The organism is Blastomonas sp. UPD001 (genome assembly GCF_003426715.1).
GTDB lineage: Bacteria > Pseudomonadota > Alphaproteobacteria > Sphingomonadales > Sphingomonadaceae > Blastomonas.
On sequence record NZ_QKVT01000154.1, the window covers coordinates 1 to 570 of the forward strand.

Annotated in this window: 1 protein-coding gene; it reads left to right on the forward strand. The window is 61.8% G+C overall.

Features of this window, described 5'->3' with window-relative positions:
• Window positions 1-84: 84 nt before the first annotated feature.
• Window positions 85-570: BON domain-containing protein (locus tag DM995_RS20010; protein WP_157973406.1), on the forward strand; the 486-nt coding region annotated here is incomplete at its 3' end.

Below are 570 nucleotides of genomic sequence, written 5' to 3' on the forward strand. Positions count from 1 at the left end.
GCTCGCCCAAGCTAGTCTTGCGATGCTGAGCGAGGGATGCCTTCGCCAAGCACTGCCTGATCATCCTGCACGGAGGATATCGTCATGAGAACCGACAGCGACATCAAACGCGACGTGGAAAGCGAACTCAAGTGGGATCCGGACATCGATGCCTCCGACATCGGCGTTGCAGTGAAGAACGGGGTTGTCACGCTGAGCGGCTTCGTCCGCAGCTACAGCCAGAAATATGAAGCCGAGCGGGCGACGAAGCGGGTCAAGGGCGTGCTCGGCGTCGCCAACGACATCGAGGTCCGTCTCCCGTCGGCCCAGGACAAGCCCGATCCCGAGATCGCCCGCGCCGTTGTCGAGGCGATCCGCAACGAACTTCCCTACTCGCACGAGAATATCAAGGTCGTCGTGAAGAACGGCTGGGTCACCCTCGAGGGCAGCGCGGAGTGGGAGTATCAACGAAGCCGGGCGGAAGCGGCCGCGCGAAAGGTGAGGAGTGTCAAGGGCATCACGAACCTGGTGATGCTGAAGCCGCGCGTCGCACCAGGGGAGATCAAGTCCAAGATCGAGGAAGCCCTGAAG